The sequence below is a fragment of the Paragemmobacter straminiformis genome, from assembly GCF_014243445.1.
GTDB classification, from domain to species: domain Bacteria; phylum Pseudomonadota; class Alphaproteobacteria; order Rhodobacterales; family Rhodobacteraceae; genus Paragemmobacter; species Paragemmobacter straminiformis.
Genome location: NZ_JACLQD010000003.1, coordinates 16,618 through 43,032 on the forward strand (window position 1 = coordinate 16,618; position 26,415 = coordinate 43,032).

Annotated in this window: 26 protein-coding genes and 1 tRNA gene; 15 read left to right on the top strand and 12 right to left on the bottom strand. The window is 65.5% G+C overall.

What is annotated here, in order from left to right:
- Window positions 1-13: 13 nt before the first annotated feature.
- Entirely contained in the window at window positions 14-1,045 is a 1,032-nt protein-coding gene (locus tag H7F16_RS10630) for a lysine-2,3-aminomutase-like protein (RefSeq protein ID WP_185797589.1), read from the top strand.
- 61 nt (window positions 1,046-1,106) lie between these two features.
- On the opposite strand, the gene H7F16_RS10635 is transcribed toward H7F16_RS10630, so the two are convergent.
- The 7 genes from H7F16_RS10635 to H7F16_RS10665 form a co-directional block, all read right to left on the bottom strand.
- The gene (locus H7F16_RS10635) at window positions 1,107-1,337 is read right to left on the bottom strand and encodes a formate dehydrogenase subunit delta (RefSeq protein ID WP_185797590.1); all 231 of its coding nucleotides are present in this window, start codon (window positions 1,335-1,337) and stop codon (window positions 1,107-1,109) included.
- Entirely contained in the window at window positions 1,327-2,130 is an 804-nt protein-coding gene (gene fdhD, locus H7F16_RS10640; protein WP_422121119.1) for a formate dehydrogenase accessory sulfurtransferase FdhD, read from the bottom strand. The genes H7F16_RS10635 and fdhD overlap by 11 nt, the downstream gene beginning before the upstream one ends.
- A complete protein-coding gene (gene fdhF, locus H7F16_RS10645) occupies window positions 2,127-5,003 on the bottom strand; it encodes a formate dehydrogenase subunit alpha (RefSeq protein ID WP_185797592.1) in 2,877 nt (958 codons plus the stop codon). Before fdhF ends, fdhD begins: the two co-directional genes overlap by 4 nt.
- 1 nt (window position 5,004) lies before the next feature.
- Window positions 5,005-5,217, bottom strand: a complete 213-nt coding sequence (locus tag H7F16_RS10650; protein WP_185797593.1) for a DUF4287 domain-containing protein — start codon at window positions 5,215-5,217, stop codon at window positions 5,005-5,007.
- A complete protein-coding gene (locus tag H7F16_RS10655; protein WP_185797594.1) occupies window positions 5,214-6,731 on the bottom strand; it encodes a formate dehydrogenase beta subunit in 1,518 nt (505 codons plus the stop codon). The genes H7F16_RS10650 and H7F16_RS10655 overlap by 4 nt, the downstream gene beginning before the upstream one ends.
- Window positions 6,728-7,201: a formate dehydrogenase subunit gamma gene (locus tag H7F16_RS10660; RefSeq protein WP_185797595.1), complete on the bottom strand. Its 474-nt coding sequence runs from the start codon at window positions 7,199-7,201 to the stop codon at window positions 6,728-6,730. Before H7F16_RS10660 ends, H7F16_RS10655 begins: the two co-directional genes overlap by 4 nt.
- Before the next feature lie 383 nt (window positions 7,202-7,584).
- Window positions 7,585-8,478: a LysR family transcriptional regulator gene (locus tag H7F16_RS10665; protein WP_185797596.1), complete on the bottom strand. Its 894-nt coding sequence runs from the start codon at window positions 8,476-8,478 to the stop codon at window positions 7,585-7,587.
- 61 nt (window positions 8,479-8,539) lie between these two features.
- On the opposite strand from H7F16_RS10665, the gene H7F16_RS10670 reads away from it, so the two are divergent.
- From H7F16_RS10670 to uvrC, 4 genes are all read left to right on the top strand, one after another.
- Window positions 8,540-9,334, top strand: a complete 795-nt coding sequence (locus tag H7F16_RS10670) for a S49 family peptidase (protein WP_185797597.1) — start codon at window positions 8,540-8,542, stop codon at window positions 9,332-9,334.
- A complete protein-coding gene (locus H7F16_RS10675; protein WP_185797598.1) occupies window positions 9,331-9,513 on the top strand; it encodes a hypothetical protein in 183 nt (60 codons plus the stop codon). The genes H7F16_RS10670 and H7F16_RS10675 overlap by 4 nt, the downstream gene beginning before the upstream one ends.
- Window positions 9,513-10,289, top strand: coding sequence for an SDR family oxidoreductase (locus tag H7F16_RS10680; RefSeq protein ID WP_185797599.1), 777 nt, complete (start codon window positions 9,513-9,515; stop codon window positions 10,287-10,289). Before H7F16_RS10675 ends, H7F16_RS10680 begins: the two co-directional genes overlap by 1 nt.
- A gap of 397 nt (window positions 10,290-10,686) precedes the next feature.
- On the top strand, window positions 10,687-12,531 hold the full coding sequence (gene uvrC / locus H7F16_RS10685; RefSeq protein WP_185798112.1) for an excinuclease ABC subunit UvrC: 1,845 nt from the start codon (window positions 10,687-10,689) through the stop codon (window positions 12,529-12,531).
- 149 nt (window positions 12,532-12,680) lie between these two features.
- On the opposite strand, the gene rbfA is transcribed toward uvrC, so the two are convergent.
- A complete protein-coding gene (gene rbfA / locus H7F16_RS10690) occupies window positions 12,681-13,112 on the bottom strand; it encodes a 30S ribosome-binding factor RbfA (protein ID WP_185797600.1) in 432 nt (143 codons plus the stop codon).
- Between the two features lie 94 nt (window positions 13,113-13,206).
- On the opposite strand from rbfA, the gene dapB reads away from it, so the two are divergent.
- Together dapB and H7F16_RS10700 are read left to right on the top strand one after the other, a co-directional pair.
- Complete coding sequence (gene dapB, locus H7F16_RS10695; protein WP_185797601.1) at window positions 13,207-14,013, top strand: 4-hydroxy-tetrahydrodipicolinate reductase; 807 nt, start codon at window positions 13,207-13,209, stop codon at window positions 14,011-14,013.
- Between the two features lie 75 nt (window positions 14,014-14,088).
- The gene (locus tag H7F16_RS10700) at window positions 14,089-14,445 is read left to right on the top strand and encodes a dihydrodipicolinate reductase (protein ID WP_185797602.1); all 357 of its coding nucleotides are present in this window, start codon (window positions 14,089-14,091) and stop codon (window positions 14,443-14,445) included.
- Here H7F16_RS10700 and H7F16_RS10705 read toward each other — a convergent pair.
- Entirely contained in the window at window positions 14,442-14,630 is a 189-nt protein-coding gene (locus tag H7F16_RS10705) for a DUF1674 domain-containing protein (RefSeq protein WP_185797603.1), read from the bottom strand. The two genes, H7F16_RS10700 and H7F16_RS10705, sit on opposite strands and share 4 nt — an antisense overlap.
- Before the next feature lie 64 nt (window positions 14,631-14,694).
- Here H7F16_RS10705 and H7F16_RS10710 point away from each other — a divergent pair, with 64 nt between their 5' ends.
- A complete protein-coding gene (locus H7F16_RS10710) occupies window positions 14,695-15,948 on the top strand; it encodes an RsmB/NOP family class I SAM-dependent RNA methyltransferase (protein ID WP_185797604.1) in 1,254 nt (417 codons plus the stop codon).
- Here the strand turns inward: H7F16_RS10710 and H7F16_RS10715 are convergent.
- Together H7F16_RS10715 and H7F16_RS10720 are read right to left on the bottom strand one after the other, a co-directional pair.
- On the bottom strand, window positions 15,945-16,895 hold the full coding sequence (locus H7F16_RS10715; protein ID WP_185797605.1) for a magnesium transporter CorA family protein: 951 nt from the start codon (window positions 16,893-16,895) through the stop codon (window positions 15,945-15,947). The two genes, H7F16_RS10710 and H7F16_RS10715, sit on opposite strands and share 4 nt — an antisense overlap.
- A 56-nt stretch (window positions 16,896-16,951) precedes the next feature.
- A complete protein-coding gene (locus tag H7F16_RS10720) occupies window positions 16,952-17,566 on the bottom strand; it encodes a TetR/AcrR family transcriptional regulator (protein WP_185797606.1) in 615 nt (204 codons plus the stop codon).
- A gap of 112 nt (window positions 17,567-17,678) precedes the next feature.
- Between H7F16_RS10720 and H7F16_RS10725 the strand changes: the two genes are divergently transcribed.
- The 7 genes from H7F16_RS10725 (at window position 17,679) to speB (ending at window position 23,034) form a co-directional block, all read left to right on the top strand.
- Window positions 17,679-18,731 carry a polyamine ABC transporter substrate-binding protein gene (locus H7F16_RS10725; RefSeq protein WP_185797607.1) on the top strand — a complete coding sequence of 351 codons (1,053 nt, stop codon included), beginning with the start codon at window positions 17,679-17,681 and terminating at the stop codon, window positions 18,729-18,731.
- Window positions 18,728-19,582, top strand: a complete 855-nt coding sequence (locus H7F16_RS10730; protein ID WP_338401996.1) for an ABC transporter permease — start codon at window positions 18,728-18,730, stop codon at window positions 19,580-19,582. The genes H7F16_RS10725 and H7F16_RS10730 overlap by 4 nt, the downstream gene beginning before the upstream one ends.
- A complete protein-coding gene (locus H7F16_RS10735) occupies window positions 19,579-20,346 on the top strand; it encodes an ABC transporter permease (protein ID WP_185797608.1) in 768 nt (255 codons plus the stop codon). The genes H7F16_RS10730 and H7F16_RS10735 overlap by 4 nt, the downstream gene beginning before the upstream one ends.
- On the top strand, window positions 20,343-21,335 hold the full coding sequence (locus H7F16_RS20045) for an ABC transporter ATP-binding protein (RefSeq protein ID WP_185797609.1): 993 nt from the start codon (window positions 20,343-20,345) through the stop codon (window positions 21,333-21,335). The genes H7F16_RS10735 and H7F16_RS20045 overlap by 4 nt, the downstream gene beginning before the upstream one ends.
- A 168-nt stretch (window positions 21,336-21,503) precedes the next feature.
- Window positions 21,504-21,609: transfer RNA gene (locus tag H7F16_RS10745), tRNA-Gln, on the top strand.
- Between the two features lie 16 nt (window positions 21,610-21,625).
- Window positions 21,626-22,063: an MBL fold metallo-hydrolase gene (locus H7F16_RS10750; protein ID WP_185797610.1), complete on the top strand. Its 438-nt coding sequence runs from the start codon at window positions 21,626-21,628 to the stop codon at window positions 22,061-22,063.
- Window positions 22,060-23,034, top strand: a complete 975-nt coding sequence (speB, locus tag H7F16_RS10755; protein WP_185797611.1) for an agmatinase — start codon at window positions 22,060-22,062, stop codon at window positions 23,032-23,034. The genes H7F16_RS10750 and speB overlap by 4 nt, the downstream gene beginning before the upstream one ends.
- A gap of 117 nt (window positions 23,035-23,151) precedes the next feature.
- On the opposite strand, the gene H7F16_RS10760 is transcribed toward speB, so the two are convergent.
- The gene (locus tag H7F16_RS10760; RefSeq protein WP_185797612.1) at window positions 23,152-26,415 is read right to left on the bottom strand and encodes an efflux RND transporter permease subunit; all 3,264 of its coding nucleotides are present in this window, start codon (window positions 26,413-26,415) and stop codon (window positions 23,152-23,154) included.

Sequence of the window (26,415 nt, forward strand, 5' to 3'; positions counted from 1 at the left end):
TAGTGCGCGGGCCATGAAAGCGGCGGTTTCCCTGAATGATCTGGTGGTGCGCGGGCTGGTCGGAGAGGCCGAGGCCCCTGCCCTGTTGCCTGTGGAGCAGGCGTTCCGCATTCGGGTGACGGGGGCGATGGAGGGGGCGATCGCCAATCGCGCGGACCCCGTGGCGCGGCAATTTCTGCCGGATGTTCAAGAGCTTGAGGTTCGGGACGGCGAATTGTTCGACCCCATCGGGGACGAGGCGCATTCGCCGGTGAAAGGGTTAACGCATCGTTACCCCGACCGTTGCATTTTGCATGTCACCAAGACCTGCGAAGTGTATTGTCGGTTCTGTTTCCGGCGCGAGGCGGTGGGCGACGAGGGGCATCTGACCGAAGCCGAGATCATCGCAGCTTTGGATTACGTTGCGGTTAACCCGCAGATTCGCGAGGTGGTTCTGACCGGCGGCGACCCGTTGGTGCTTTCCACGCGGCGAATCAAGGACTTGGTGGCGCGGATCGGGGCCATTGCCTCGGTCGAGACGCTGCGGGTTCACACGCGAATTCCGGTGGTTGCGCCGGAACGGGTGACAGGGGAATTGGCCGAAACGCTGGGGAAATCGCGGCTTTCGGTAGTGGTCGTCGTGCATACGAACCACGCGCAAGAGATCACGGACGGGGCAAAACTGGCGCTGGGACGGTTGCGGGGCGCGGGAATTATGCTGCTTTCCCAATCGGTTCTGCTGCGCGGGGTGAACGACAGCCTTGATGCGTTGGAAGGGTTGTTCCGCGAGTTGATGCGCAACGGGGTGAAACCCTATTACCTGCATCATTGTGATCTGGCGCGGGGGGTTTCGCATTTCCGGACCACGCTGGCGGATGGCATGGCGCTGATGGCGGGGCTGCGGGGGCGGCTTTCGGGGCCGCTGCTGCCGACCTATGTCATTGATATTCCTGGTGGATTTGGCAAGGTTCCGGTCAATCCGGCCTATGTGGTTCCAGCCGGCGCGCCGAAGGAATGGCGCATCACCGACTGGAAAGGCGGGGTCCACCGATATACGGACTCTTAAACAGAGCGGATGCACAGATGATGCAGACGAACGATTCGTCGCGTTAAGGGCCTGTTGACGCTTAGGCCGCGACGGGGCGGCGGATGTTCGCGGCGGCCTCGAGGACGAGCGGGCGCAGACCCGTGCCGCCCGCATCGACGATTTCGAAGAACTTGCTCCGCATCCGCGGCTCCCAGAAATCGTTGATATGGGACGCGATGCCCGCGACGCCTTCGTCGTGGGGCTTCGATTCGAAGAACTTGGCGATCTGGTTGGCCATGTAGACCAGCTTGGTTGTGGTGTCAGCGGACATGGGCGGCCTTTGTCAGTCGGTCGGAGTGGGTGAAAACCTCGAACCTGTCGGAACGGGCGAGGGCGATGAGGGTGATGCCCGCCTCGTCCGCCAGATCGACGGCGGTGGCGGTGGGGGCCGAGACGGCGATCAGGATCGGCGCGCCGAGGGTGGCGATTTTCTGCACCATGTCGATGGACACGCGCGAGGTGAGGATGACCGCGCCTTGCGGGCGGTTGTTGCGGACGAGGTGGCCGACGAGCTTGTCGAGCGCGTTGTGGCGGCCCACATCCTCGCGCGACCAGAGGATGCCCGAGGGCGTCCAGAAGGCGGCGCAATGGGCGGCGCGCGTGATGTCATGCAGCGGCTGCTGGGCCGTAAGGGCCGAAACCGCGGCGTTCACCTGTTCGGGCGTCATGCGAAAGGTCGAGGGCGGAACATGGGCCACGGGGCGCACGGCCTGTTCGATGCTGTCGAGGCCGCAGAGGCCGCAGCCGACGGGACCGGCCATTGTGCGGCGGCGGGCTTTCAGGCGGTCTTCGGCATCAGCGCGAAGCCAGATCTGCACGTCGATTCCCTTGGGGGTTTCGACGGTCTCGACCGATTCGATCTGGTCGGGGGTGGCGATGCCCTCGGTCAGGGCAAAGCCGTAGGCGAAATCGGCGAGGTCGGCAGGGGTTGCCATCATCACCGCCTGGGTCGAGCCGTTGAAGGAGAGGGCGACCGCCACCTCGGTCGGCAGGGGGCGGGCCCCCTGCGCGATGCCGTCTGCGCCAAAGGTCAGACGGGGAAGGCGGCGGACGCTTTCCATCACTCGGCCGCCAGAACACGCCGCGAATGGGCGGCTTGGGCGTTGTATTCCTCTTGCCACTCGGTCGGGCCGTTGGAGGGGCTGACCTGAACCGCCGTCACCTTGTATTCGGGGCAGTTGGTCGCCCAGTCGGAATAGTCGGTGGTGATGACGTTCGCTTGCGTGTCGGGGTGGTGGAAGGTCGTATAGACCACACCGGGGGACACGCGGTCGGTGATCTTTGCCTTGAGCGAGGTTTCACCCGAGCGGCTGGCCAGTTTCACGAATTGACCATCGCGCACGCCGCGAACCTCGGCGTCGTGCGGGTGGATTTCGAGAACGTCTTCGTCATGCCAGACGACGTTTTCGGTGCGGCGGGTCTGCGCGCCCACGTTGTATTGCGACAGGATCCGCCCCGTGGTGAGCAACAGCGGGAAGCGCGGGCCGGTCTTTTCATCGGTCGCCACATATTCGGTGACGATGAACTTGCCCTTGCCGCGCACAAAACCGTCGATGTGCATCAGCGGCGTGCCTTCGGGGGCCTGTTCGTTGCAGGGCCACTGGATGGAGCCCATCTCTTCGAGGCGTTCGTAGTTCACACCCGCGAAAGAGGGGGTGAGCATGGCGATTTCATCCATGATCTGGGACGGGTGGGTATAGGCCCAGCCCGCGCCCATCGCATTGGCGAACATCTGCGTCACTTCCCAGTCGGCGTAGCCCTGTTTCGGGGCCATCACCTTGCGGACGCGGTTGATGCGGCGTTCGGCGTTGGTGAAGGTGCCGTCCTTTTCAAGGAAGGAGGACCCGGGGAAGAACACGTGGGCGTAGTTTGCGGTCTCGTTCAGGAAGAGGTCATGGACGATGACGCATTCCATCGCCGCAAGGCCCGCCGCCACGTGTTTGGTGTCGGGGTCGGATTGCAGGATGTCTTCGCCCTGGCAGTAAAGGCCCTTGAAGGTGCCTTCGACCGCGGCGTCGAGCATGTTGGGAATGCGCAGGCCGGGTTCGTTGTCGATCTTGACGCCCCAGAGGGATTCGAACACTTCGCGCACGCTATCGTTCTTCACATGGCGGTAGCCCGGCAGTTCATGGGGGAAAGAGCCCATGTCGCAGGAGCCTTGGACGTTGTTCTGGCCGCGCAGGGGGTTCACGCCCACGCCACGGCGGCCGATGTTGCCGGTGAGCATGGCAAGGTTGGCGATGCCGATGACGGTGGTGGACCCCTGGGAATGTTCGGTCACGCCAAGGCCATAGTAGATGGCCCCGTTGCCGCCACGGGCAAAGAGGCGGGCGGCGGCGCGCAGTTCCTCGGCCTTGACGCCGGTGAGGAGCTGGGTCGCCTCGGGCGAGTGGCGGGGATCGGCGACGAAGGCGGCGTAGTCCTGGAATTCGTCCCAGTCGCAGCGGGTGCGGATGAACTCTTCGTCAAAGAGGCCTTCGGTCACGATGGTATGGGCGATGGCGGTGACCACGGCGACGTTGGTGCCGGGGGTCAGTTGCAGGTGGTGCGCGGCCTTGATGTGGGCGCTGTCGACAAGGTCGATGCGGCGCGGGTCGACGACGATGAGCTTGGCCCCGGCGCGCAGGCGCTTTTTCAGGCGGCTGGCAAAGACGGGGTGGCCATCGGTCGGGTTGGCACCGATCAGGATGACGACATCGGTTTCTTCGACCGAGTCGAAGTCCTGCGTGCCGGCAGAGGTGCCGAAGGTCTGGCCCAAGCCGTAGCCGGTGGGCGAATGGCAGACGCGGGCGCAGGTGTCGGTGTTGTTGTTCTGGAACACCGCGCGGGTGAGCTTTTGCACGAGGAAGGTTTCCTCGTTCGTGCAGCGGGACGAGGTGATGACGCCGACGGAATGACGGCCATGTTTCGCGATCAGGCCGTTCATGCGGTTGGCTGCGAATTCCATCGCCTCGGGCCAGGACACCTCTTTCCACGGGTCGTTGATGGAGTCGCGGATCATGGGCGAGAGGATGCGGTCTTTGTGCGACGCGTAGCCATAGGCGAAGCGGCCCTTGACGCAGGAATGGCCGCGGTTGGCCTTGCCGTGTTTGTAGGGGACCATGCGGACGAGTTCGTCGCCGCGCATTTCAGCCTTGAACGAGCAGCCGACGCCGCAATAGGCGCAGGTGGTGATGACCGAGCGTTCGGGGGTGCCGATTTCGATGATCGACTTTTCTTGCAGGGTCGCGGTCGGGCAGGCCTGAACGCAGGCACCGCAAGAGACGCAGTCGGAGGTGATGGCGGTATCGGTTTTGGCGCCGAAGGAAATGCGGCTGTCGAAACCGCGGCCTTCGATCGTCAGCGCGAAGGTGCCCTGCACTTCCTCGCAGGCGCGGACGCAGCGCGAGCAGACGATGCACTTGGCGGGGTCGTAGGAGAAATAGGGGTTGGAGTCGTCTTTCGGCAGGTATTGGGGGTTCGCCTCGCCCGAGGTGTTCTTGGCCTTGAAGTGGGTTTCCACGGCTTCGTAGCGCACATCGCGCAGGCCGACGGCGCCCGCCATGTCTTGCAATTCGCAATCGCCGTTGGCCGAGCAGGTCAGGCAGTCGAGCGGGTGGTCGGAGATGTAAAGCTCCATCACGCCGCGGCGGAGTTGCTTGAGTTTGGCGTTCTGGGTGTGGACCTTGAGCCCCGGTGCGACGGGGGTGGTGCAGGAGGCGGGGGTGCCGGCGCGGCCTTCGATTTCCACCAGACACAGGCGGCAGGAGCCGAAAGCGTCGATGCTGTCGGTGGCGCAGAGTTTCGGAACGGTGATCCCGATTTCGGCGGCGGCGCGCATGATCGAGGTGCCCTCGGGCACGGTGATGTCGAAGCCGTCGATGGTCAGCGTGACCATCGTCTTGGACTTTGCGGCGGGGGTGCCGAAATCGCGGTCGGGGATGATGAAGTCTTTCATCTCAGGCACCTTTTTTCTTGGCAAGCTGGTGGGCCACGATGGCATTGGCATGGCCGTGGCCCATCGCGTGGGCTTCCTTGAGGAAGGAAACGATCTGCATGTGCGAATGGTCCAGCCGATCTGCGATCTGGTCGAACCAGTGCTGCATCGGCTGGCCGTATTTCTTTTCGATCGAGGGGAAGTAGGACGCCGGTCCCTGAACCTTTTCGGTCATTCGGCGGCTTCCTTCATGGGGGCGAAGTCATCGGGGAAGTGGGTCAGGGCGGACATCACCGGATAGGGGGTGAAGCCGCCAAGGGCGCAGAGCGACCCCGATTTCATGGTATTGCAAAGGTCGGTCAGCAGCGGGATGGCGGCGCTGTCACCCTTGGCGATGCGGTCGACGGTTTCGACGCCGCGCACGGCACCGATCCGGCAGGGGGTGCATTTGCCGCAGGATTCGATGGCGCAGAATTCCATCGCGAAACGGGCCTGTTTCAGCATGTCGGCCGAGTCGTCGAAGATGACGAGTCCGGCGTGGCCGATCAGCCCCTCTTTCGCGCCGAATTCCTCATACCCGAAGGGCGTGTCGAAAAGGGCGCGGGGGAAATAGGCGCCCAGCGGGCCGCCGACCTGCACCGCTTTGACGGGGCGGCCCGTCATGGTGCCGCCGCCGATGGCGTCGACGATCTGGCCGAGGGTGAGGCCGAAGGCGCATTCGAACAGGCCGCCATGTTTCACGTTGCCCGCGATTTGCAGCGGGATTGTGCCGCGCGAGCGGCCAAGGCCGAAGTCTTTGTAGAAGGCCGCGCCGCGTTCGAAAATCACCGGAACGGTGGCGAGGGAGATCACGTTGTTGACCACGGTCGGGCGGCCAAGGAAGCCTTGCAGCGCAGGCAGCGGCGGCTTGGCGCGGACGACGCCGCGCTTGCCTTCGAGCGAGTTGAGGAGAGAGGTTTCCTCGCCGCAGACATAGGCGCCTGCGCCGACGCGGATTTCCATGTCGAAGGCATGGGCCGACCCCATGACCGCAGCGCCGAGGACGCCTGCCTTGCGGGCGAGGATCACGGCTTCGGACATCACCTCGATCGCGTCGGGGTATTCGGAGCGGATGTAGACGTAGCCCTTGGTTGCCCCCGTGGCGAGGCCCGCGATGACCATGCCTTCGATCAGGGTGAAGGGGTCGCCCTCCATCAGCATACGGTCGGCGAAGGTGCCGCTGTCGCCTTCGTCGGCGTTGCAGACGATGTATTTCTGGTCGGCCTTGGCCTCGGAGACGGTTTTCCACTTGATGCCCGTGGGGAAGCCCGCGCCGCCACGGCCACGCAGGCCGCTATCGGTGACCTCGGCCACGATGGCGGGGCGGTCCATGCCCAGCGCGCGGCGCAGGCCCGAAAGGCCGCCGTGGGCTTCGTAATCGGACAGCGAGAGCGGGTCGATCAGGCCCACGCGGGCAAAGGTGAGGCGGGTTTGCTGCGCCATCCACGGCAGCGCGTCGGTCGGGCCGAGGGCAAGGGGGCCGCCGTCGAAGATTTGCGCGACATCGGCTGCGGTCATCGGGCCAAAGGCGGTGCGGCCGTTCGGGGTTTCCACCTCGACCAGCGGTTCGAGCCAGACCATGCCGCGCGAGCCGTTGCGGACGATCTGGACGGTGAGGCCGCGCTTTGCGGCTTCGGCCTGAACGGCGGCGGCGACCTCGTCAGAGCCGAGGGCGCGGGCGGCGGCGTCGCGGGGGATGTAGATTTTCATGCGCTGACCCCTGCGAGGATGCTGTCGATTCGGGCTTCGTCCACGCGGCCGACGAGTTTGCCGTCGATCATGGCGGCGGGGGCGCAGGCGCAGAGGCCAAGGCAGAAGATGGGTTCCAGCGTGACCTGACCGTCACGGGTGGTTTCGTGCCATTCGATGCCCAGTTTGTTCTGCGCATGGGCGGCGACGCGGTCTGCGCCCATCGACTGGCACGCCTCGGCGCGGCAGAGTTTCAGGACGTGGCGGCCTGCGGGGTCTTCGCGGAAGTCGTGGTAGAAGGACATGACGCCATGCACTTCGGCGCGGGAGAGGTTCAGGCTTTTCGCGATCACGGGAAGGGCGTCTTGCGGGACGTAACCGAAGCTTTCCTGAATGGCGTGGAGGATGGGAAGAAGCGGACCTTCCAGCCCGTCATGCGCGGCGAGGATATCATCGACGCGGGAAAGGATTTCGGCGGTTTGCAGAGTCATGGCGGGCCCTTTGTTCGTTACAGGGGTGATACGCCGTTTGATAGGGGAATCAATATCGATTTCCCGTTGTTTGATAGATGGCGTCTATTGAGCGGGGATGGGGAACGGTAGGGGCGCGGCCGAACCGGGGGGGCTTGTATACGTGCACCCGCCCCGTGGGGGCGGAAAAGGAAACGCGACCCGCGTTTCCCCGCCCTAGGCGCAGCCTGTCACCCTGGATCCGCTGCCACGAGGAACGACAGAGGCCAGCGCCTGCCCCGGCGGGCGAGAAGCGCCCGCCATGGGCGGGGCGGGCGCTGGCCGGTGGCCTTTGGGCCACCGGCGAATTGCGGACCCCGCAGCGCGTGGCAAAGGCACGCGCCTTTGCCATTTTCAGTCATGGCTTACAGCCCCGACATCTTCCCGAACCGCTCGGCTTCCGCGATCAGCGCGGCGAGGACGGGGGTCAGCGGGTCGCGGCGGGCGGCGATAAGGCCGACGGTATGCTCGACCTCGGGTTCCACGATGGGAATGGCGCGCAGCTGGCCGCCGCCCGCGAACATCAGTGCCAGTTCGCGCGGCACGACCGAGGCCCAGCGCCCTGTCATCACATGGGCGGTCAGTGCGATGGTCGAGTTGCTTTCGACCTGCGCCGTGACGCGCGCCCCGGCCTCGGCCAGATGCTGGTTGATGATGCGGCGGTTCTGCATGTCGCCCGTAAGCAGGCAAAGCGGCTGTTCGGCCACCTCGGCCCATGACACGCTTTCGCGGTCGGCGAGGGGGGAGGAGGCGGCGCAGAGCAGGCGGTAGAATTCGGCGTAAAGCGGGATCTGCGCCACGCGGCCAAGGGGTTCGTTGTCGAGGTAGGTGATGCCTGCATCGAGGTCGAGGGATTCGATGCCCGACAGGATCTCGGCGCTGGTGCGCGACAGGATCGAGACGCGGACATTGGGGTGGCGGGCGATGAAAGGCGCGGTCAGGCCCGCGATCATCGGCAAGGCGGTGGGAATGACTCCGATGCGGACGTTGCCCGACAGGCCCGCGCGGACGGTGCGCATTTCATCCTTGAGCGCGCGCATGTCGCCCACGATGCGGCGGCCCCAGTCGAGGACGCGCTGGCCTTCGGGGGTCAGCCCCTGAAAGCGCGATCCGCGAAAGACGAGTTGCACACCAAGCTGGTCTTCGAGCTGGCGGATGGCAGAGGAAAGGGTGGGCTGGGTCACGCCGCACACCTCGGCCGCGCGGCCGAAGTGGCGCTCGTTTGCGAGGGCGATGAACATTTCCAGCTTGTCGATCATGTGACGAGCCTGACCCCATTCGCCGCTTGTCCGCAAGGGGCGGGGGGCTTACGTCTTGGGGATGAAACATCTTATCCCATTCATTCCGAAGCCCGCCTATGTGCCTGTGATCCGCCTTTCGGGCGCGATCGGCGGGGGAGCGCGCGGTTTGTCGGATGCCGGCCTTGCGCCGTTGATCGAGCGGGCCTTTGCGCGGGGCAAGCCTGCGGCGGTGGCCTTTGTCGTCAATTCGCCCGGAGGGTCGGCGGTGCAGTCGTCGTTGATCGCGGCGCGCATCCGGCGACTGGCTGACGAGAAGCAGGTTCCGGTCCACGCCTTTGTCGAGGATGTGGCGGCGAGCGGGGGCTATTGGCTGGCCTGTGCCGCCGATGACATCTGGGTCGATCCGGCAAGCATCGTCGGGTCGATCGGGGTCATCTTCGCGTCGTTCGGATTTCCCGAGCTGATGGCGCGGCAGGGGGTCGAGCGGCGGGTGGTGACGGCGGGGCGGTCGAAAAGTTTCGCCGACCCGTTCCTGCCGCAGAAGCCCGAGGATGTGGAGCGTTTGCGCGCCTTGCAGGAGCCGATCCATCAGGCGTTCATCGACCATGTGAAGGCGCGGCGCGGGGTGCGGCTGGACGCGGGGGCGGACCTGTTCAACGCCGATGTCTGGGTGGGACAGCAGGCGGTGGCGCTGGGGCTGGTCGACGGGCTGGGCCATGCGGTGCCGAAGCTGAAGGCGCTGTACGGCGAGAAGGTGCGGCTGGTGCCGTTCGGGCAAAGGCGCAGCCTGCTCCAGCGTCTGGGCATGGCGGCGACCGACGGGCTTTTGCAGGGTGTCGAGGAACGCGCCCTTTGGGCGCGGTACGGGCTATGATCAAGGGCGCGATCTTCTTTCTGCTGGTCATGGTCGCCATCGGCATGATCGGAAACGCCATTGCGCCCAGTGCGATGCGGCGCATCATCCGGCGGCAGTTGCCGAAAGCCTCTACCTGTCCGCGCTGCGGGCGCTATCTGGTCGGCAAGGGCGGGTGCGACTGCAAGAAGAGGGCGTGATGCGGGCTTTGGTGACGGGTGCGGGTAAGCGGCTGGGGCGGGCGATGGCGCTTTATCTGGCAGGTCGCGGATATGACGTGGCAGTCCATTACGCCCGCAGCCGCGACGAGGCCGAGGCCGTGGTTGCCGAAATCCGGGCGATGGGGCGGCAGGCGGTGGCGCTGCGGGCCGATCTGCTGGTGGAAGCCGAGACGGCGACGCTGGTCGCCCGCGCGGCCGAGGGGTTGGGCGGGGCGTTGACGGTGCTGGTGAACAACGCAAGCATTTTCGAGCATGACGATCTGCGCAGTTCGACCCGCGAGGGGTGGGACCGGCATATGGAATCGAACCTGCGCGCGCCCTATCTGCTGACACAGGGATTCGCGGCGCAGGCCCTGCCCGCCGAGACCGACGGGAACGGCGAACCTCGGGCGCGGGGGCTGGTGGTCAACATGCTTGACCAGCGGGTGCTGAAGCCGACGCCGGAGTTTTCGACCTATACCATCGCCAAGATGGGGCTTTGGGCGCTGACACGCACGGCGGCGCAAGGGCTGGCGCCGGATGTGCGGGTGAACGGCATCGGGCCGGGGCCGACATTGCGGGGCGGGCGGCAGAGCGCGGAGCAATTTGCGAGGCAGCGGGCGGCGACGGTTCTGGGCCGTGGCGCGAACGAGGCCGATATCTGCGCGGCGCTGGGCTTTCTGCTCGATTCCCCTGCCGTTACGGGGCAGATGATCGCCGTGGATGGCGGGCAGCATCTGGGCTGGCAAACGCCCGATGCGCTGGATGTGGAGTAACTGTAAGGGGATGGCGACACTGAGTTGTCCACTTTGGGCAGACAGGATGACGAGCTGTCACGAATTCGTTAAGTTTATCAAAGATTTGCCGGGCGATCAAAATTCTTTCCCATGAAATCAATACGTTACAAATTCGCCTAAAAATTAGGCAGCGTAGCGAACAGGGCCAAAAACAAGGAGAATCCGGCGATCCGGAAAACTTGCCCACGAAGTTATCCACAGAAAGCGTGGACAGCTTTGCTCTTGCCCTTTGCCGCGAGGTCAGTGCAGCCGTGGGTAGAATCGATGACTCGGTGATATAGGTGTAAGGACCGTGACCGAAGACGTGCAGAACAACGGGGCCGAGACGCCCGAAGGTGCCACCGGGACGCCTGCCAAGACGGGCGCGGAGGCGCGCGTGCCGACGGGGCATGCGGTGATTCACGGCTATTTGCGGTCGCTCGACGGATCGCCCGGGGTTTACCGGATGCTGAACGCCAAGGCCGAGGTGCTTTATGTCGGCAAGGCGCGGAACCTGAAGGCGCGGGTTACGAATTATTCCCGCCCGTCGAACCAGCATTCGGGGCGGATCGCGCGGATGATCTCGGAAACCGCGTCGATGATGTTCCTGACCACGCGGACCGAGACCGAGGCGCTGCTGCTTGAACAGAACCTGATCAAGCAGCTCAAGCCGCGCTACAACGTGCTGCTGCGCGACGACAAGAGCTTTCCGAATATCCTGATCGGCAAGGAGCATGGTTTCCCGCAGATCAAGAAGCACCGCGGCAAGCGGAGCGAGAAAGGCAGCTACTTTGGCCCCTTTGCCAGTGCGGGGGCGGTGAACCGGACGCTGAACCAGTTGCAGCGGGTGTTTCTGCTGCGGACATGCAGCGACCCGATGTTCGAGAGCCGGACGCGGCCCTGCCTGCTGTTCCAGATCAAACGCTGTTCGGCGCCTTGTGTGGGCAAGGTGACCGAGGCGGAATATGCGGCACAGGTTTCGGATGCCGAGCAGTTCCTGTCGGGCAAGTCGACGCAGATACAGGCCGAGCTTGCCACGGCGATGGCGGCGGCATCGGAAGCGATGGAATTCGAGCGGGCCGCCGCCCTGCGCGACCGTATCCGCGCGCTGACCAATGTGCAGCAGGCGCAGGGGATCAACCCCAAGGGCGTGGCCGAGGCGGATGTGATCGCGCTGCACCTCGAGGGCGGGCAGGCCTGTGTGCAGGTCTTTTTCATCCGCGCCAACCAGAGTTGGGGGAACCGCGATTTCTACCCGCGCACCGGGGCGGGGGCCGAGGAGGCCGAAATTCTGGAAGCCTTTGTCACGCAGTTCTATGACGACAAGGAGCCGCCGAGGCTGGTGCTGCTGTCGCATGCCGTCGAGAACCCCGATCTGGTGGCCGAGATGCTGGCCGAACGGGCGGGGCGCAAGGTGGAGCTGGCCGTGCCGCTGCGGGGCGAAAAGGCCGAGCTGGTCGAGAACGCGGCGCGCAACGCGAGGGAATCGCTGGCGCGGCGGATGGCCGAGGGGGCGGCACAAACCAAGCTGTTGCAGGGTTTGGCGGATGCCTTCGATCTGGACGCGCCGCCGAGACGGATCGAGATTTACGACAACGCGCATATCCAGGGGTCGGACGCCGTGGGCGGCATGGTCGTTGCCGGAGCCGAAGGATTCATCAAGGGCCAGTATCGCAAGTTCAACATCAAGTCGAAGGCGGGCGCGCTGGGCGATGATTTCGGCATGATGAAAGAGGTGCTGACGCGGCGCTTCGAGCGGTTGCTGAAAGAGGACCCCGACCGCAAGACCGACGCCTGGCCCGACCTCTTGCTGATCGACGGGGGTGCGGGGCAGGTTTCGGCGGTGGGCGAGATCATGGCCGAGCTGGGGGTGGACGACATTCCCTTTATCGGGGTGGCCAAGGGGATCGACCGCGACGCGGGAAAGGAAGAGTTCTATCGGCCGGGCGAGCCTGCCTTTGCGTTGCAGCGGAACGACCCGGTCCTGTATTTCGTGCAGCGTTTGCGCGACGAGGCGCACCGCTGGGCCAATGGCGCGCATCGGGCGAAACGGTCCAAGGCGATCAGCGTGACGCCGCTTGACGATGTGCCGGGGGTCGGGGCGACACGGAAGCGCGCGCTTCTGGCGCATTTCGGCAGCGCCAAGGCCGTGGCGCGGGCGGGCGTGTCGGACCTGATGGCGGTGGACGGGATTTCAGAGGCGATGGCGCAGGTGATCCACGATTTCTTTCACGATCGCTGAGGATGCCGCCGACGGCAGGGCAAGCGCGCAACCCGTGTTGCACGCTTCTGGCTGACGGTGGGGACAGCGACGCCCGTGCGTCTGGCGCAGGGGCCGCACCCGCCCTGCGGGGGGCGGGCATGACCCGTGCCTGAAATGTCGGGATGGCGTCAGGCCCCGTCCCCGTCCCCGTCCTCGTCCTCGTCCTTGGCGGCGATGTCGCGCTGCACGACCTTGTCCGCGAAAAGGCGGCGGGTTTCGTCAAGGCGGTCGAAGGTGAGGTCGGGCAGGAAGCGCAGTTCGGGCGCGTATTTCAGTGTCATTTCCTTGCCCAGACGGCGGCGCAGTTCATAGGCGTTGCGCGCGAGGGCGGCCACGGCCTCTTCCACCGATGCCGTGCCCATCAGCGGCATGACGTAGATCGTCGCCACCTTGAGGTCGGTCGAGCAGGACACCTCGCCGATGGTGATGGACATGCGGTTCAGGTCGGGATCGTGGATCTCGGCCCTGTTGAGCATGTCAGAAAGCGTGCGGCGGATGAGTTCGCCGACGCGCAACTGGCGCTGCTTGGAGCTTTGGGATTGGGCGGGACGTTTTGACATGGCGCTCACATAGGGGTTTTGGGGCTGCGGCGCAACGGCAGGGTTTATCGCAGGGCGGGTTCGGGCTAAAGCGGGGCAAAGCATGGGGGTTGGCATGGATCTGCCGGGTATCGTGATTACGGGCGCTTCGGGGCGCATGGGGCAGATGCTGGTCAAGGGCGTCATGGCCCATGACAGGGCGCGGCTGGTGGCCTGTGTCGAACGGGCGGGCCATGCGTGGGTGGGGCGCGATGTGGGCGAATGCATGGGCGGGGCGGCGCTGGGTGTAACCGTGACGGACGACCCGCTTGAGGCCTTTGCCAAGGCGCAGGCGGTGATCGACTTTACCGCCCCTGCCGCGACGGTCGAGTTTGCGGCGCTGGCCGCGCAGGCGCGGGCGGTGCATGTGATCGGCACGACGGGGCTTGAGGCATCGCATCTGGCCAGGATCGACGCGGCCTCGCGCCATGCGGTGATCGTGCGGGCGGGGAATATGTCGCTGGGCGTGAACCTGCTGGTGAAGCTGACGCAAAAGGTGGCCGCGGCGCTGGATGCCGATTGGGATATCGAGGTGATCGAGGCGCATCACCGCATGAAGGTCGACGCGCCAAGCGGCACGGCGCTGATGCTGGGGCAGGCCGCCGCCGAGGGGCGGGGCGTCAGCCTTGACGATGCCCGCGTGTCGGGGCGCGACGGGATCACGGGCACGCGGGAGCGGGGGACCATCGGGTTCAGCGCCATTCGCGGCGGGGATATCGTGGGCGAGCATGACGTGCTGTTCGCCGCCGATGGCGAACGGATCGTGCTGCGGCATGTGGCGACGGACCGGACCATCTTTGCCCGAGGGGCGATCCGCGCGGCGCTGTGGGGGCAGGGGCAGAAACCCGGCCAATATGATATGATGGATGTGCTGGGGCTGTGAGTCGGCCCCCGCCCGGCGGCGGATTGATCCATTCGCCGGAGTGATGCGTAGAAATCCCGTTGATCGGGGGTTCAGATGCGTTTCGGACTTATCCTTGTGGCCCTGCTGCTGCCCGCCATCGCGCGGGCGGACGGCTATGCGCGTATCAGCGAGCGCGACCAGTTCCTGAACACGGTGGCGGGGAAAGAGCTGCGGATGCGGCTTTTGGGCATTTCGCTGATCGTCGAGCCGGATGGCGCGATCAAGGGCAATGCGCTGGGCTGGGATGTGACCGGAACGTGGGAATGGCGGGACGGCTATTTCTGCCGCGAGATGGACTGGTCGGGCTATCCCATCCCGCTGAATTGCCAGCTGGTCGAGGCGGGGGATGGCGCGGTGCGGTTTACCGTCGACAAGGGCGCGGGGGAATCGGCCGCCTTCAGCATCCGCTAGAAGTCGATCGCGAGACCTTTCTTCTCCCAATCGCCGTAGCGCACGGGTTCGGGGCCGTCGCGGCCACCCAGTTCGGGGGGGAGGTCTGCCGGTTTGGCAGCCTTGCGCCGTTCTTCGGCCTCGGCCAAGGCGCGGAGAGCTGCGGGGGGAAGGGCTGCGGGGGGAAGGGCTTTTTCGTCGGACATGGCGGGTTCCTGTTTCTGCCGTGTTGATATACGTCGTTGGGCCAAGGCAACAAGGGTGCGGGTCATGGCGGCAGAGGGATTGGCGGCGCGGGCGGCAGCGGTTGGCCTATTGGGCGCGGTGCTGGCCGAGGGGCAGTTGATGGCGCAGGCCGTGGCCGACGGTCAGGGACCGCTGGCGGGGCTGACCCCGTCGGACCGGGCGCGGGCGCAGCGGCTGGCACTGGCGACGCTGCGCCATGTGGAGCAGGCCGACAAGGTTCTGGAAAAGCACATGCGCAAGGCGCCGCCGCGCGTGGTGCAAAATGCCTTGCGGCTGGCGGTCACCGAACTGGCGATGGGCGGGGCCGCGCATGGCGTGGTGAATGCGGCGGTCGAGATTGTCCGGCGCGGCAAGCGCACGGGGCATATGGCGGGGCTGGTCAACGCCGTGTTGCGGCAGGTGCCGGAAAATCCGTTCGACGGTTTGGCGGTGCAGAAGATGCCGCGCTGGCTGCGCCAGCCGCTGGTTCACGCATGGGGCCGCGAGGTCGTGGCCGCGATCGAGGCCGTGCAAGCCGCCGTGCCGCCGCTTGACCTGACGCTGCGGGCGGGGGGAGAGGCGCCGGAGGGCGAAGTTTTGCCCACCGGCAGCCTGCGGCTGGCCGATGCGGGGCAGGTTTCGGCGCTGGCAGGATTTGCGACGGGCGGTTGGTGGGTGCAGGATGCCGCCGCCGCGCTGGCGGTAAAGCTGCTGGCCCCGCAAAAGGGCGAGCGGGTGCTGGACCTTTGCGCCGCACCGGGGGGCAAGACGATGCAGCTTGCCGATGCGGGGGCTTTGGTCACGGCGCTTGATATCTCGGGCCCGCGGATGGAGCGGGTGAGGGAGAACCTTGCGCGGACGGGGTTGCGTGCCGAGCTGGTCGTGGCCGATGCGCTGCAATGGCAGCCCGAAGGGCTGTTCGATGCGGTGCTGCTGGATGCGCCCTGTTCGGCCACGGGGACGATACGGCGGCATCCTGACCTGCCCTTCGTCAAGGACGGGTCGGAACTGGCGGAACTGGTGACGTTGCAGGCGGCGATGCTGGATCGGGCGCTGGCGCTGGTCAGGGACGGGGGACGCGTGGTGTTCTGCACCTGTTCGGTCTTGCAGGACGAGGGCGAGGCGCAGTTGGCGGCCGCGCTGGTGCGGCACCCTGCCCTTCGGGTCGAGCGGGTCGAGATCGCGGGGGTGCAGCCCGAGTGGTGGACGCCCTCGGACGGGCTGCGGTTGCGGCCCGATTACTGGGCCGAGCGCGGCGGTATGGACGGGTTTTTCATGGCGCGGCTGGTGAAGGGTTAAAGCCAGTTCTTCCAGCGGAAATAGGCCCAAGCCACGGCCGAGGATGCGACCATGCCAAGCAGCGCCGCCGGATAGCCCCAAGGCTGGGGCAGTTCGGGCATATGGGCAAAGTTCATCCCGTAGATGCTGGCCACCAGCATGGGCGGCGAGAACAGCACCGCCACGACCGAGACGATGCGGACCGTCGAGTTCTGCGCGAGGTTGATCATGCCGAGCGTGAGATCGGTCGCCTGCGCGATGCGGGCCGAGAGGAAATCTGTGTGAACCTCGAGGGCGTTCACGTCGCGGCGCAGGGCCTTGACGGTGTTGTCCTGCGCCGGGTCGCGGTCGTTCTGGGCGTAGAAGCCAAGCGCGCGGTCAAGCGTGAGAAGCGCGAGGCGGAGGATGCCGATCAGGTGGCCTTCGCGGCCAAGCTGGCGCAGGGCCACTTCGAGCCGTTCCTGTGCGCGGCTGCGGCGCGGGGTGTCGTGGATGGCGTTGCCGAGCGTGTCGAGGCTGCGGCCCGCGGATTCGAGCAGATCGGCAAGGCGGCCGGTGATTTCCTCGACCAAGGACAGGAAAACCGCGTGGCTGCGGGTGCAGCCGAGGGCGAATTTGTCGGCGCGGGTGGGGTAGGTTTCAAACGGACGCGAGGCGTGGTGGCGCACGGTCACCAGCCGGTCGGGGCCGAGGATGAAGCTGACGGGGCCTGAAATGGGCGTGTTGGTCTGGGAATGGCCGGTCAGGACCACGGTCATGCAATCGACAGCGCCTTCGCGGTAGAGGCGGTTCGAAATCTCGATTTCTTCCATGTCGGCAAGGGTCGGAACGTCGAGGCCAAGGGCTGCGACGGCGGCGGCCTCGTCCGGGGTGGGTTGGAACAGGTCGATCCAGACGGCGCGCGACAGGGGTTCGCCTGCGGGGAGCGGGACGAGGCGGCCTGCGGAGGGAAGAAAGGCGGATAGCATCGCGCACCCCTATGGTTCAGGGCGCAGCTAATCGCGGAACGGGTGCGGCGTAAAGCCTAGCACGAGATCAACGCGGCAAGCGGCGCGTTCTGGCGCGCCACGCAGTCGTTGAGCTGCGGCAGGGTCATCGCGTCGTCCTTGACGAATTCGATGAACATGGCGTTGAGGTTGTTGAACACCACCTCGCCCAGCGCGCGGGTGTCGATATCGGGACGGACCACCGCGCGGCGCTGGAGTTCGGCCAGAAGGGCGCAGACCTGATCGGTCAGCATGCGGTCAAGGTCGGTGAAGCGGGTGGAAAAGCGGGTGGCGGGGGCTTCGATGGTGATCGCCATCGCGGTGCGCCACATCTCTTTCGACAGGTAGACAAGCGAGTGGTCGTAATAGCCGCCGATCAGCCGCGCGAGGGCGCGGGCCACATCGGCGGGCGGGTCGGCGAGAAGGGTCTTGCCGAAATCATGGACCTCCTCGACCTCCATCGAGACGATGGCGAGGAGAAGATCACCCTTTGTCTCGAAGTAGTTGTAGAAGGTGCCGACCGAGATTTCGGCCGCGCGCGCGATGTCGTCGATGCGCACCGCGCCATAGCCGACCTGACGGAAAAGCTGCGACGACGTTTCAAGGATACGCCGCGTTCTGTGGGCTTTCTGTCTTTCGCGCAGGCCGGTCATGGGTGCCTATGAGTTTATTGCTGTTTTGACATTGACTTCAAAAATGAACGAACTCAATTATTTTCTGAGAGCGCCGCAGAAGCGCGGATTAACCCCGACATGGAGAGATTTGATGGTTCTGACGTCCCGCCTGCCGTTGACCGCCGTTGCCTTGCTGGCGCTTGCCAGCCCGTCCTTTGGTCAGGAACTGAACGCCCTTGTGTGGTGCGACCACACCGACCCGTCGCTGGTGGCGCCCTTCGAGGAGAAGTTCGGGGTCAAGGTGAACCTGAAGGAATACGAGGGCACGGCGGCGGGGATGGCGATCCTTGACCAGAGCCAGCCGGGGGATTGGGATGTGCTGGTGATCGACGCGGTCGATGTGGGCCGTGCGGTCGAAGCCGGAAAGCTGGCCGAGATTCCCGCCGACCAGTTGCCGACGGCGGATTTCTTTCCCGAGCTGGTCATGCCCGCGAACAACACCGTGGACGGCAAGACCTATGCCGTGACCGAGAAGTTCGGCTACAACACCATTTCCTACGACAAGACCAAGGTAGACCCCGCCGACATGCAGGACATGGCCGCGCTGACGGGCGGCAAGTATGACGGGCGGATCGGGATTTACGACTATTACCTGCCGGTTCTGGGGCTTGTCGCGCTGGGTCAGGGGGTGAACACCGCCGACATCAACGCCGAAACCCTGCCCGCGCTGAAGGAGCCGCTGATGAAGCTGCGCGCCGCGTCCAAGCAGGTGTCGGATGTGGTGAGCGCGCAGACGGCGCTGGCCACGGGCGAGGTGGATATCGTCGTGGGCGGGGGCGAATGGCTGACGGCGGTGCTGGCGGCGGACAATCCGAACCTCGACTGGACGATCCCCAAGCAGGGCGGTTTGCGCTGGGCGCAGTCGATCGGCGTGGTGGCGGGGACGACCCAGCCGGATCTGGCGCTGGAGTTCGTGAAATACATCGTCTCGCCCGAGGGGCAGGCGCGGCTGGCGACGGCGTCGTGCTACTGGGGGATGCCCGCCAACGCCAAGGCCGGCGATGCGCTGACGCCCGAGCAAAAGACGGTGCTGCGCTGGGATGAGCAGCCCGAGTTCCTGAAGCGGGCGCAGCTTTACCCGATTCCGGATGCCGCGACCGATACCGCGATGCAGGACATGTGGACCGAGATGCTGAACCAGTGACGTTGGAAGCCAAAGAACGGCGTCTGGGCTGGGGTCTGGTGGCCCCGGCCCTTGTCTGGACGGGGGCGTTCTTCGTGTTGCCCTTTGTCGCGATGCTGGCGCTTTCCTTCGCCCATATGGAGGGGCGGACGGTCGTGCATGGCTTTGGCGCCGGAAACTATGTGCGGGCGTTCACCGACTGGACGATGGTCAAGGCGCTGGTCAACAGCCTTGAGATCACGGTGCTGGTGACCGTGGTCTCGGTGGTGCTGGCCTATCCGTTGGCGGCGATCATCGCCTTTCGGGTGCCTGCGCGGTGGCAGCGGCTGGCGTTGCTTATGGCGGTCTTGCCGTTCTGGACGTCATACGTGGTGCGGTCTTATTCGTGGCTGCTGGTGCTGGGACAGAACGGGGTGGTGAACAAGACGCTGCTGGGGCTGGGCCTGATTGCCGAGCCGCTCGAGATCGCGTCGACCCGCACGGCGACGGTAATCGGCTTTGTGCATTTCTTCGTCATGCTGCTGACGCTGACCATTTACGCGAACCTGATCCAGCTATCGCCCAATTACATGCGGGCGGCGCAGGACCTTGGCGCGGGGCGGTGGCAGACATTCCGGCATGTGGTGCTGCCCCTGACCTTGCCGGGGGTGGTGACGGGGGCGTTCCTGACATTCGTGCTGTGCATCGGGGATTACATCACGCCGCAGATTCTGGGCGGGAATGCCGAGCTGACCTTGCCGCAGCTGATCATGCTGCAAATGGGCAGGAGCGGGAATTTCCCGCTGGCGAGTGCCTTGTCGGTCGTGCTGATGGGGGTGGTGACGCTGGCCTATTTCCTGTCGGCGCGGTGGCTGAGGCTGGACCGGCTATGAGGGTGCTTGGCTGGATCTACATGGCCTTGGCCTATGTCTTCGTTTTCCTGCCCGTGGCGGTGCTGGTGGCGTTTTCCTTTCAGGACGGGCGTTTGCCCGTGCCGCCCTTTCAGGGCTTTTCGCTGCGCTGGTACGAGAAGGTGCTGGGCAACGATGATCTGATGGCAGCCTTGGGCAATTCGTTTCTGGTTGCGGTGGTGTCGTCGGCCATTGCGCTTGTCCTCGGATTTCTGGCGGCGCATGCGCTGGCGCGGGTGCGGTTGCCGGGGTCTGTGCTGATGCGGGGGGTGCTGATCGCGCCGATGACGGTCAGCTATCTGATCATCGCGCTTGGCCTGCTGACGATGTTCGGCGCGGCGGGGGTGAAGCTGTCGCTTTGGACGGTGGGCGCGGGGCATGTGGTGATCAACCTGCCGCTGTGTTTTGCCATCTGCTTTGCGGCGATGGGCGACCAGCAGCGCAGCGCGGAACGGGCGGCGCGTGATCTGGGGGCGGCAGAGTGGCAGGTGCTGTGGCACATCTCGGCCCCGATGCTGGCGGCACCGCTGGCGGCGGCGTTCTTCCTGTCGGTCACGTTCAGTTGGGACGAGTTCATCATCGCGTTCCTGCTGACGCGCTTTGATGTGACCTTGCCCGTGGAAATCTGGTCGATGCTGCGGTCGGGGTTGTCTCCGGCCACGAATGCGGTCGGGTCGCTGGTGTTTCTGGTTTCGGTCACGCTGGTTGTGGCGTTGGAATTGCTGGTTTTCAGGAGGGCGAAATGACCGCTGGGGTTTCGGTGCGCGGGGTTTCGCAACGCTATGGTGGCGCGCTGGCGCTGGATGACGTGTCGCTTGAAATCATGGCGGGAGAGTTCGTGGTGCTGCTTGGCCCGTCGGGCTGCGGCAAGACGACCTTGCTGAACCTGATCGGGGGATTTGCCGAGCCGACGCGCGGGCAGGTGCTGATCGGCGGGAAGGATATGGCGGGGGTCGCGCCCAAGGAGCGGCCCACGACGACCGTGTTTCAGGACTACGCGCTGTTCCCGCATATGAGCCTTGCCGAGAACGTGGGCTTCGGCTTGCGGATGCGCGGCGTGGCCAAGGCCGAGCGGATGGCGCGGGCCGAGGAGATGCTGGCGCTGGTGGGTCTTGACGGGCGGGGCGACCGGCGGCCGCACGAGCTGAGCGGGGGCCAGCGGCAGCGGGTGGCGCTGGCGCGGGCCTTGGCGGTTTCGCCCGACGTGCTGCTGCTGGACGAGCCGCTGGGGGCGCTTGACCTGAAGCTGCGGCGCGCCATGCAGGACGAGTTGAAGGCGATCCAGCGGCGGGTGGGGACGACCTTTGTGCATGTGACGCATGACCAGGAAGAGGCGATGGGAATCGCCGACCGGATCGTGGTGATGAATGGCGGCAAGATCGAGGATCAGGGGCCGCCGCGCGAGGTTTACATGCGCCCGAAGTCGCTGTTCGCGGCGGGGTTCATGGGGGAAGTGAACCGGATCAAGGTAAAGGGCGGGGTGTCGGCGCTTGGGATGATGGCGGTGCCGGACGGGGTGCTGTGCATAAGGCCCGAGGCGATTTCGACGGCGGGCGCGCTGCGGCTGGGGCCGTGCCGCGTGCGGGATGCAGCGTTCTTCGGCGGCTATGTGCGGGCGCATGTGGTGCCCGTGGCGGCACCGGATATGGTGCTGGTCGTGCATCTGCCGCAGGGGGCCGAGGTGGCCGAGGGGCAGGTGCTTGACCTTGGCGCAAGCGCGCATGTGGTGTTGTGATGGAACGGATCGGACCAAGGGACTGGTGGCGCGTGCGGTCGGTCGGGGACGGGGTGACCTGGATCGACGAGCCGCATATCCGCGCCTTTTACCGCTGCAATGTCTGGCATGTGCGGGGCCGTGATGGCGACATGCTGGTAGACAGCGGGATGGGGGTCGTGTCGTTGCGCGACTGGGTGCCGCTGGTGACGGAGCGCCCTTTGGAGGCGGTGGCGTCGCACACGCATTTCGACCATATCGGCTGCCACCACGAATTTCCCTGCCGGTCGTACCACGGGGCCGAGGCAGAGATGATGCGGAACCCGACGCGGGTGAACACGCTGGCCGAGCCCTATGTGACGGACGAGATTTTCACGGGTCTGCCCCCTGCCCCGTACCAGTCGGCGCTTTATGCGGTGAAGGCGGCACCGGCGACGCGGCTGCTGTGGGACGGGGATGTGGTGGACCTCGGGGACCGGCATTTCGAGGTGATCCATACGCCAGGCCATTCGCCCGGCGGGATCGCGCTTTGGGAGGCGGCGACGGGTGTGCTGTTTTCGGGCGATATCGTCTATGATGGCGAGTTGATCGAGGACACCTACCACTCCAACGCGGCGGACTATTACCGCAGCATGGTGCGGCTGTATGATCTGCCCGTGCGGGTGGTGCATGGCGGGCATTTCGAAAGCTACGGGCGCGAGCGGCACCGCGAGATCATCGGGAACTGGCTGAAGGAAAAAGAGCAATGAGCGCGTTCAACCAACCTTTGGGCGGCAATGACATGCCCCGCTTCGGCGGGCCTGCGACGATGATGCGCCTGCCCGGCGCAGAGACGGCGGCGGGGCTGGATGTGGCCTTCATCGGGGTGCCGATGGATCACGGCACGTCGAACCGTTCCGGCACGCGGCTGGGGCCGCGCCAGATCCGCGACGAAAGCCGGATGCTGCGGCCGTTCAACATGGCGACGGGCGCCGCGCCCTTCGAGCATTTGCAGGTGGCGGATATCGGGGATGTGCCGGTCAACACCTTCGATCTGAAAAAGACGGTCGATATCATCACCGCGCATTATCGGGGCGTTCTGGCGCATGGGGCCAAGCCCCTGACGCTGGGGGGCGACCATACGCTGACTTGGCCGATCCTGCGGGCGATGAAGGAAAAGCACGGGCCGGTGGCGCTGATCCATATCGACGCGCATGCCGATATCAACGACACGATGTTCGGCGAGACGGTGGCGCATGGTTGCCCGTTCCGCCGCGCGTGGGAGGACGGGTGTCTGCAAAACGACAAGGTGTTCCAGATCGGGCTGCGCGGGACGGGCTATAGCCCCGACGATTTCGACTGGGCGCGGGGCAAGGGCTGGACCGTGGTGCAGGCCGAGGAGTGCTGGGGCAAGTCGCTGGTCGGGCTGATGGCGCAGGTGCGGGCCAAGATCGGGGATGCGCCGGTCTACATTACCTATGACATCGACAGCCTTGACCCTGCCTTTGCGCCGGGGACGGGGACGGTCGAGGTGGGCGGGCTGACCACGTGGCAGGCGCTCGAGATCATTCGCGGCTGCGCGGGGCTGAACATCGTGGGGGGTGATTTGGTCGAGGTGTCGCCGCCCTATGACACGAGCGGCAACACGGCGCTGATCGGGGCGAACCTGCTTTACGAGATGCTGTGCGTGATGCCCGGCGTGCCGCAGAAACCGTCGCGGTTTTCGGGGCTGACGTTCTAGGCAAGGGGGCCTTCTGCCCCCTCGGGGCGCGCGGGCGCGCCCCTCACCCCCGAGGATATTTGCGCGAGTATGAAAACGCGTATGAACGGGCAGGCGGGTAAAGCGCCTGCCCGTTTCCTATTCGGCCACGTGCAGCGACGGGCGCTTGCCGGACAGGGCATCGACGCGGGTCGAGAGATCCTCGATCCGTTCGGCGAGGATATGGGCTGCGGGTTCTTCGGGTTCATCCTCTTTCGGGCCGATCACGCGGCTGAAGATGCGGCCGACGATGCGCGACAGGTCATCCATGATGAGGAAGAAGGCCGGAACGATCACCAGCGACAGCACGGTCGAGACGATGATGCCGCCGATCACGGCCGTTGCCATCGGGGCGCGGAACGACCCGCCCTCGCCCACGCCCAGCGCCGAGGGGAGCATGCCTGCCGACATGGCGATGGAGGTCATGACGATGGGACGGGCGCGCTTGTGGCCCGCCTCGATCACGGACTGGAAGCGGTCCATGCCCTGACGGCGCATCTCGATGGCGAAATCGATCAGCAGGATGGCGTTCTTGGTCACGATGCCCATCAGCATCAGGATGCCGATCAGCACCGGCATCGACAGGGCGCTGCTGGTCAGGATCAGCGCCGCCGCCACGCCGCCGATGGCAAGGGGCAGCGAGAAGAGGATTGTGAAGGGCTGGATGACCGATTTGAACAGCAGGATCAGCACGGTCAGCACCAGCATCAGGCCCATGATCATGGCATTGCCGAAGCTGGTCATCAGTTCGGCCTGAACCTCGGCATCGCCGGATTCCTGGATTCGGGCGGTGGGCGGCATTTCGACCGAAGCGGCGAGTTCCTTGAAACGGTCGCTTGCGGTGCCGAGCGCCACACCCACGGGAAGGTTCGCGCCGATGGTGGCGCGGCGTTCGCGGTTGAGGCGGTCGACCATCGACGGGCCTTCGGCGATCTTGATGTCGGCCACGGTGGAGAGCGGCACCGATCCGGTTGCCGTGGGCACGCGCAGGGCGGCGATGCGGGCGAGGTCTTCGCGGCTGGCATCGTTCAGGCGGACGCGCACCGGGATCAGCCGGTTGTCGATGGAGAGTTTGGCCAAGGCGGCGTCGACATCGCCGATGGTGGCGACACGGACGGTCTGGGCGATGGCCTGCGTGGTGACGCCAAGGCGGGCGGCTTCGGTCGCGCGGGGGGTGATCTGCACCTCGGGGCGGGGAAGGGCGCCTTCGGAGGCGACGTTGGCAAGAAGCGGGTCGCCGGACAGCGCGGCTTCGAGACGGGCCACGGCGAGGTTCAGGTCGGCTTCGTTCTCGGCAAGGATCGAGAAGGAAAGATCACGCTCGCCACGGTCGTTCAGCTTGAAGGCGCGGATATCGGGGATGGCGTGGAGTTTCTCGAAGATCTGCGCCTCGATCACGTTTTGCGGGGTGGCGCGGCCGTGGTTTTCGGCATCGGGGACGATCAGGCCCAGAAGCGGGATCTTGTTGGCCACCTGCGAGAGTTTCAGCACCAGAGAATGGTCGAGACGGTCGAGCAGCACCGTCACCGAGGCGCGCCGGATGTCGCGGTCTCCGGTGGGAGAGGAGCCGCCGATCACCATGACCTTGTCGACGCCGTCGATGGCCTGAATGGTTTTCACCATGTCTTCGGTGGTGCGGTCGGTTTCGGCCAAGGTCGCGCCGGGGGGCAGTTCGACCGAGATCGGGATGCGGCTGACATCTTCGGGCGGCAGGAAGCTGCCCGGAACCTTGAGCATGAAGAAGATCGACACGGCCAGCACGCCGAACGCGCCGAGCAGCGTGAGGTAGCGGGCGGGAATGATCCACAGATGCCCCGAGGTGGTGGTTTTGACCAGCCGCAGATAGCCGCGCATGAAGGGGCCGTCGCCGTGGCTGTCGTCATGCGCGTCTTTCGACCGCATGAGGTAGGCGGCCATCATCGGCGTGATGAGGCGCGCGACGAGCAGCGAGAACAGCACGGCGATGGCCACCGTCAGGCCGAACTGGCGGAAATACTGGCCCGGAATGCCGGGCATGAAAGAGACCGGCACGAAAACCGCGACGATGGTGAAGGTGGTGGCAATGACGGCAAGGCCGATTTCGTCGGCCGCGTCGATCGAGGCGCGGTAGGGGGTTTTGCCCATGCGGATGTGCCGCGAGATGTTCTCGATTTCAACGATCGCATCATCGACTAGGATGCCTGTGGCCAGCGTGATGGCAAGGAAGCTGACAAGGTTCAGCGAAAAGCCGAGCAGGTCCATGATGTAGAAGGTCGGCACCGCCGAGAGCGGCAGGGCCACCGCCGAGATCAGCGTGGCGCGCCAGTTCTTGAGGAAGGCCAGCACCACGAGAACGGCCAGAAGCGCGCCCTCGAGCAGGGTGTGCAGGGCGGATTCGTAGTTGCCGTAGGTGTAGAACACCGTTTCGTCGACCAGCGTGATGGTGACGTTGGGGTTCTTCTGGCGCAGCAGGTCGAGCTGGGCGTTGACGGTTTCGGCCACCGACACCTCGGACGCGCCCTTGGCGCGGAACACGGCGAAGGTGACGACCTGTTCGCCGTTCACCTTGGCGAAGGAGCGAAGCTCTTCGTAGGTGTCGATGATCTGGCCAAGGTCGGAGAGGCGGACATGGCGGCCCGACGGCAGGGCGATGGTGGTGTTGGTCAGCTTTTCGACGGTGGCGGCATCGCCCAGCGTGCGGATTGCCTGTTCGCCCGCGCCGAGTTCGGACCTTCCCGCGCCGAGGTTGGTGTTGGTGGCGCGCAGTTGCGCGTTCACGGCGGCGGCGGTGATGCCGTAGCTGTCGAGCTTGACCGGGTCGAGCAGGACGCGGATTTCACGGTCGGCCCCGCCGTAGCGGTCGACGCGGCCGATGCCGGGGCGGCCCTGAAGGGCGCGGACGATGATGTCATCGACGAACCAGGATACCTCTTCCATCGTCATGTCGGGGGCGCTGACCGCAAAGGTCATGATCGCCTGCCCCTCGACATCGACGCGGCTGACGATGGGGGCCTCGATATCGCCGGGAAGGTCGCCGCGGACGCGGTCGATGGCGTCCTTGGTGTCTTGCACGGCCTTGTCGGTGGGAACCTCCATGCGGAATTCGACGGCGGTGGTCGAGACGCCATCGGTCACGGTGGAGTTGATGTTCTTGACGCCGGTGATGCCGGCGACCGCGTCCTCGATCTTTTTGGTGACCTGCGTTTCCATTTCCGCCGGAGCGGCGCCCGACTGGGCAACGGTGATGGCGACGACGGGGACGTCGATGTTGGGGAAGCGGGTGATGGGCAGGGTGTTGAAGCTTTGCCAGCCGAGGACAAGCATCATGAAGAAGAAGAGCAGCGGCGCTACGGGGTTTCGGATCGACCAGGCGGAGAAGTTCAT

Bases quoted from the DNA above. Each gene is read 5' to 3' on its own strand.
- H7F16_RS10630 (WP_185797589.1), top strand. From the start codon at position 14: ATGAAAGCGGCGGTTTCCCTGAATGATCTGGTGGTGCGCGGGCTGGTC.
- H7F16_RS10635 (WP_185797590.1), bottom strand. From the start codon at position 1,337: ATGTCCGCTGACACCACAACCAAGCTGGTCTACATGGCCAACCAGATC.
- fdhF (WP_185797592.1), bottom strand. From the start codon at position 5,003: ATGAAAGACTTCATCATCCCCGACCGCGATTTCGGCACCCCCGCCGCA.
- H7F16_RS10650 (WP_185797593.1), bottom strand. From the start codon at position 5,217: ATGACCGAAAAGGTTCAGGGACCGGCGTCCTACTTCCCCTCGATCGAA.
- H7F16_RS10655 (WP_185797594.1), bottom strand. From the start codon at position 6,731: ATGAAAATCTACATCCCCCGCGACGCCGCCGCCCGCGCCCTCGGCTCT.
- H7F16_RS10660 (WP_185797595.1), bottom strand. From the start codon at position 7,201: ATGACTCTGCAAACCGCCGAAATCCTTTCCCGCGTCGATGATATCCTC.
- H7F16_RS10665 (WP_185797596.1), bottom strand. From the start codon at position 8,478: ATGATCGACAAGCTGGAAATGTTCATCGCCCTCGCAAACGAGCGCCAC.
- H7F16_RS10670 (WP_185797597.1), top strand. From the start codon at position 8,540: ATGAAACATCTTATCCCATTCATTCCGAAGCCCGCCTATGTGCCTGTG.
- H7F16_RS10675 (WP_185797598.1), top strand. From the start codon at position 9,331: ATGATCAAGGGCGCGATCTTCTTTCTGCTGGTCATGGTCGCCATCGGC.
- H7F16_RS10680 (WP_185797599.1), top strand. From the start codon at position 9,513: ATGCGGGCTTTGGTGACGGGTGCGGGTAAGCGGCTGGGGCGGGCGATG.
- rbfA (WP_185797600.1), bottom strand. From the start codon at position 13,112: ATGTCAAAACGTCCCGCCCAATCCCAAAGCTCCAAGCAGCGCCAGTTG.
- dapB (WP_185797601.1), top strand. From the start codon at position 13,207: ATGGATCTGCCGGGTATCGTGATTACGGGCGCTTCGGGGCGCATGGGG.
- H7F16_RS10700 (WP_185797602.1), top strand. From the start codon at position 14,089: ATGCGTTTCGGACTTATCCTTGTGGCCCTGCTGCTGCCCGCCATCGCG.
- H7F16_RS10705 (WP_185797603.1), bottom strand. From the start codon at position 14,630: ATGTCCGACGAAAAAGCCCTTCCCCCCGCAGCCCTTCCCCCCGCAGCT.
- H7F16_RS10710 (WP_185797604.1), top strand. From the start codon at position 14,695: ATGGCGGCAGAGGGATTGGCGGCGCGGGCGGCAGCGGTTGGCCTATTG.
- H7F16_RS10715 (WP_185797605.1), bottom strand. From the start codon at position 16,895: ATGCTATCCGCCTTTCTTCCCTCCGCAGGCCGCCTCGTCCCGCTCCCC.
- H7F16_RS10720 (WP_185797606.1), bottom strand. From the start codon at position 17,566: ATGACCGGCCTGCGCGAAAGACAGAAAGCCCACAGAACGCGGCGTATC.
- H7F16_RS10725 (WP_185797607.1), top strand. From the start codon at position 17,679: ATGGTTCTGACGTCCCGCCTGCCGTTGACCGCCGTTGCCTTGCTGGCG.
- H7F16_RS10735 (WP_185797608.1), top strand. From the start codon at position 19,579: ATGAGGGTGCTTGGCTGGATCTACATGGCCTTGGCCTATGTCTTCGTT.
- H7F16_RS20045 (WP_185797609.1), top strand. From the start codon at position 20,343: ATGACCGCTGGGGTTTCGGTGCGCGGGGTTTCGCAACGCTATGGTGGC.
- H7F16_RS10750 (WP_185797610.1), top strand. From the start codon at position 21,626: ATGATGCGGAACCCGACGCGGGTGAACACGCTGGCCGAGCCCTATGTG.
- speB (WP_185797611.1), top strand. From the start codon at position 22,060: ATGAGCGCGTTCAACCAACCTTTGGGCGGCAATGACATGCCCCGCTTC.
- H7F16_RS10760 (WP_185797612.1), bottom strand. From the start codon at position 26,415: ATGAACTTCTCCGCCTGGTCGATCCGAAACCCCGTAGCGCCGCTGCTC.